General features: G+C 75.1%; 4 protein-coding genes. 2 read left to right on the plus strand and 2 right to left on the minus strand.

The genetic code is table 11. The features are described 5' to 3' along the window. The first annotated feature begins 172 nt into the window (after positions 1-172). Positions 173-961, plus strand: a complete 789-nt coding sequence (locus ACFV6I_RS37175; RefSeq protein WP_063346961.1) for a VOC family protein — start codon at positions 173-175, stop codon at positions 959-961. Between the two features lie 3 nt (positions 962-964). On the opposite strand, the gene ACFV6I_RS37180 is transcribed toward ACFV6I_RS37175, so the two are convergent. Together ACFV6I_RS37180 and ACFV6I_RS37185 are read right to left on the minus strand one after the other, a co-directional pair. Then, entirely contained in the window at positions 965-1,471 is a 507-nt protein-coding gene (locus tag ACFV6I_RS37180; RefSeq protein WP_380430460.1) for a hemerythrin domain-containing protein, read from the minus strand. A gap of 144 nt (positions 1,472-1,615) precedes the next feature. Then, positions 1,616-2,212: a TIGR03086 family metal-binding protein gene (locus ACFV6I_RS37185; protein WP_380430462.1), complete on the minus strand. Its 597-nt coding sequence runs from the start codon at positions 2,210-2,212 to the stop codon at positions 1,616-1,618. A 183-nt stretch (positions 2,213-2,395) separates the two neighbouring features. On the opposite strand from ACFV6I_RS37185, the gene ACFV6I_RS37190 reads away from it, so the two are divergent. Then, positions 2,396-2,965, plus strand: coding sequence for a DoxX family protein (locus ACFV6I_RS37190; RefSeq protein WP_063346958.1), 570 nt, complete (start codon positions 2,396-2,398; stop codon positions 2,963-2,965). Positions 2,966-3,460 lie beyond the last annotated feature (495 nt).

The following is a 3,460-nucleotide window of genomic DNA, read 5'->3' on the forward strand; positions in this document are numbered from 1 at the left end:
CGCCGATGCTCCGCATGGACTCCCTCCTCCGCCTTGCGATGCACGCACTCCGACGCCGCGCGCTGATCCGACGTGATCCGAAAGGGAGGCCCTAGGCTGTGGGCGTCCCGGGCGGCCGGTGGGTCGTGGGAGTCGGGAGGGGCCCGGCGGCCGGGGGGCGAGGAGGTCCGCGATGGGCAGCGGTGAGACCGCCAAGGTGCGCTGCGTGGCGGCCGTTCCGTGCTGGGTGAGCCTGACGGCCCGGGACCTGGAGGGGGCGAAGGCGTTCTACGGGCCGCTGCTCGGCTGGGAGTTCGAGCCGGCGCCGGACCGCTTCGGCCCGTACCTGCACGCGGTGACCGGCGGGGAGGCGGTGGCCGGGCTGGGGGTCGCGGGCAGCGACTGGGCGATGCCGGTGGCGTGGACCAGCTACTTCGGTACGGAGAGCGCGGACGAGGCCGCCGACGCGGTGCGCGAGCGCGGCGCGACCCTGGCGGTGGGCCCGCTGGCCTTCGACGCCGGGCGGGTGGCCTTCGCGGCGGACCCGGCCGGGGCGGTGTTCGGCATCTGGGAGGGCCCGCTGGGCCGGGCCCGGCGGCTGGACCTGCCGGGCGCGCCGGTCTGGATCGAGCTGCGCACGCCGGACCCGTTCGCGGCGGCGCTGTTCTACGGGCAGGTGTTCCGCTGGGACGGCCGTGACCCGGAGCGGTTCGACGTCCGCTGGGAGCACGACCGGGTGGTGCTGCGGGCGGAGGGCCACAGCGTCGCCGCGCTGGCGAGGGAGCAGGCGGGCGGTGCGGCGGGGCTGTCGCCGCACTGGGAGGTGTCCTTCGCCGTCCCGGACGCCGACCGGGCGCTGGCCCGGGCCGTGGAGCTGGGCGGTTCGGCGGTGGGGGCCGCCTTCGACTCCCCGTACGGGCGGGTGGCCCGGTTGCAGGACCGGGAGGGCGGCCGCTTCGCGGTGATCAGCCCGAAGAACTGAGGCTCACGGCCCCGCTGCGCCCGCTTCGGCGGGCCCCGCGCCCTCAAGGCCCTCGGGGCCCTCGGCGGTTTCCGCGCGTTCGGCCCGCAGCCGGTCGCCGAGGGCGGCTCGGGCGGTGGCGGGCAGGGCCTTGCGGGCGGCCGGGAAGAGCTGCTTCTCCTCGACGGCGAGGTGGCGCCGCAGGGTGTCGGCGAGGCCGCGCAGCAGGGTGTCGAAGGCCGGGTCGGCCGGGCCGAGGCCCTGGAGGTCGGAGAGGTACTGCCCGATCGCCAGGTGCTCGTGGATGCTGCCGAACACCAGCGCCCCGCCGTCCGGCACGTCGTGCTGCACGAGCGGGAAGAGGTGTTCCTCCTCGGCCGCGCAGTGGGTGAACAGCAGGTCGGTCAGCCGGGCCAGCAGGTTGGTGCGCTCGGCGGCGCCGGCGGGTGTCCGCTCGATCCGGTCGAGCAGCTCGGTGACCGCCCGGTGGTCGGCGGTGAACTCGCCGAGGATGTCCGGCCTGCGGCTCATGGCGTGCCCGCCTCTCGCACGGATCGCGGCCCCCGCTCCTTCCAGTATCCGGCGTCGGGCACCACGCCGGTCGCCGCAGGTCAGGGCCGGTCGCGCCACGCCGGCCGCCGCAGGTCAGGCCGGTCGTGCCGCACCCCAGCCGTGTCAGGGCCGGTCGCGCCGCCCGGTGAGGGCGAGCAGGCGGGTCTGCGGGCCGGCGTCGTCGGGGACGGGCAGGGGCGGGTCGAACAGGCCGCTCCCGGAGAGGTCCCCGTAGCCGGCGAACTCGCCGAGGGCGAAGTCGACGAGTTCCGCCGGGAGCCGGGTGCGCCGTCCGATGGCTTCGGCGAGGTCCCAGCTGTGGATGACGAGGTCGGTGGTGAGCTGGTCCAGGTAGTACTGCCCGGAGACGTCCCCGAAGGAGAGGTGGACGGTGAGTTCGGTGGCGCCGGGGACGGCGAAGGCGTCCCGGGCGGCGTCGGCGGCTTCCGTCCAGGCGGTGACCGGGTCGTCGCCGAGGACGTCGCCGTCGAAGCGGCTGCCGACTTCGGAGATGGTGGCGCCCATCAGCAGTTCGGGGATCCACAGCTGTTCGCCGGTGAGGTGGTTGACGAGCTCGCGGACGGACCAGTCGGCGCACGGGGTGGGGGCGTCCCACTGGCGGGGGGTGGTCAGCCGGACGCGTTCGCCGAAGGCGGCGAGGGCTTCGGGGTAGGGCGCGCCGGGTGCCGCGGTCCGCCGGTGCTGCCTGCGTTGAGCCATGTCTCCACCCTGCCCCGGGCGGGGTCGGGCCCGCGAGTTGTCCACGACCCGTCAGTTGTTCAAATTCGAACTCCAAGGTACGGTCGAGGAGTGGCCGGTTCAAATTTGAACAACAGCCGCGGGATGACCCGCCCGGCCGCGCCACCACACCCCTACGACCGATCCCGATCGATGGAGACGCGCATGCCGAGCAGCAGCCCGAGCACGACCGCCCCCACCACCACCGTCCTCCCGGGCCGGGCGACCCCCGACTCCGCGACGACCTCCCCGCACGCCTACGACGCCGGACTCCTGCTCCTGCGCCTGGCCCTCGGCCTGACGATGGCCGCGCACGGCAGCCAGAAGCTGTTCGGCTGGTTCGGCGGCGGCGGGATCGACGGCACCGGTCAGTTCTTCACCATGAGCGGCTATCCGGCGGGCAACGCCATGGCCGTGGTCGCCGGCCTCACCGAGACGCTCGGCGGACTGGCCCTCGCCGTCGGCCTGCTGACCCCGCTGGCGGGTGCCGCGATCGTCGGCACGATGGTCAACGCGATCGCCGTCACCTGGGGCGGCGGCTTCTTCGCCCCGAAGGGCAGCGAGTACGAGCTGCTGCTCACGGCGGGTGCCGCCGCGCTCGCCCTGACCGGTCCGGGCCGCTACGCCGTGGACCGCTTCCTCCCGGTGCTGCGCGCGCACCGACTGGCGTACGGCGCGGCGGCGGTCCTGGTCGGCCTGGTGACGGCGGGCGTGATCCTGCTGCTGCGGAAGTAGCCGAGCGGGGCGTCAACCCCCAAGCGCAGGGGCCGTGCTGGCGATTCGCCGGCACGGCCCCTGCGTCGTTCCTCCGCGAATCGCTCACAGGAGCGGGGCTATTCAACGTCATGTGATGTGTGCCATGGTACATGTCACACTCCCCACCGTGTGTACGACGGAACCGCCCACGAGGCGCCGTCGCCAACGGTCCTCACCACCCCACCGGCCGCACCCCCAATGCGGCCGACGACGGCCCGGAGGCCCCCACGTGAGTTCCGCGCGTCTGCTGCGACTCCCGCAGCTGGCAAGGCTGTTAGTACTCGCCCTGACCATGTTCCTGACGATCGGCCTGTTCGCCCCACAGAGCAAGGCCGCCCCCGCCGCCGTCCCCGGCGGCGCGTCCGCCCCCCCCCCCCCCCCCCCCCCCGGCCCCCCCCCCCCCCGCGGCGCCCCCCCCCCCCCCCCCCCCCCACCGCCAGTAGCCCAGTCCCCCCCACGGGCCCCCCGCCCCCC

Origin of the sequence: Kitasatospora sp. NPDC059803, from assembly GCF_042732255.1 — a bacterium.
Lineage (GTDB): Bacteria > Actinomycetota > Actinomycetes > Streptomycetales > Streptomycetaceae > Kitasatospora.

Bases quoted from the DNA above. Each gene is read 5' to 3' on its own strand.
- ACFV6I_RS37175 (WP_063346961.1), top strand. From the start codon at position 173: ATGGGCAGCGGTGAGACCGCCAAGGTGCGCTGCGTGGCGGCCGTTCCG.
- ACFV6I_RS37185 (WP_380430462.1), bottom strand. From the start codon at position 2,212: ATGGCTCAACGCAGGCAGCACCGGCGGACCGCGGCACCCGGCGCGCCC.
- ACFV6I_RS37190 (WP_063346958.1), top strand. From the start codon at position 2,396: ATGCCGAGCAGCAGCCCGAGCACGACCGCCCCCACCACCACCGTCCTC.
- ACFV6I_RS37180 (WP_380430460.1), bottom strand. From the start codon at position 1,471: ATGAGCCGCAGGCCGGACATCCTCGGCGAGTTCACCGCCGACCACCGG.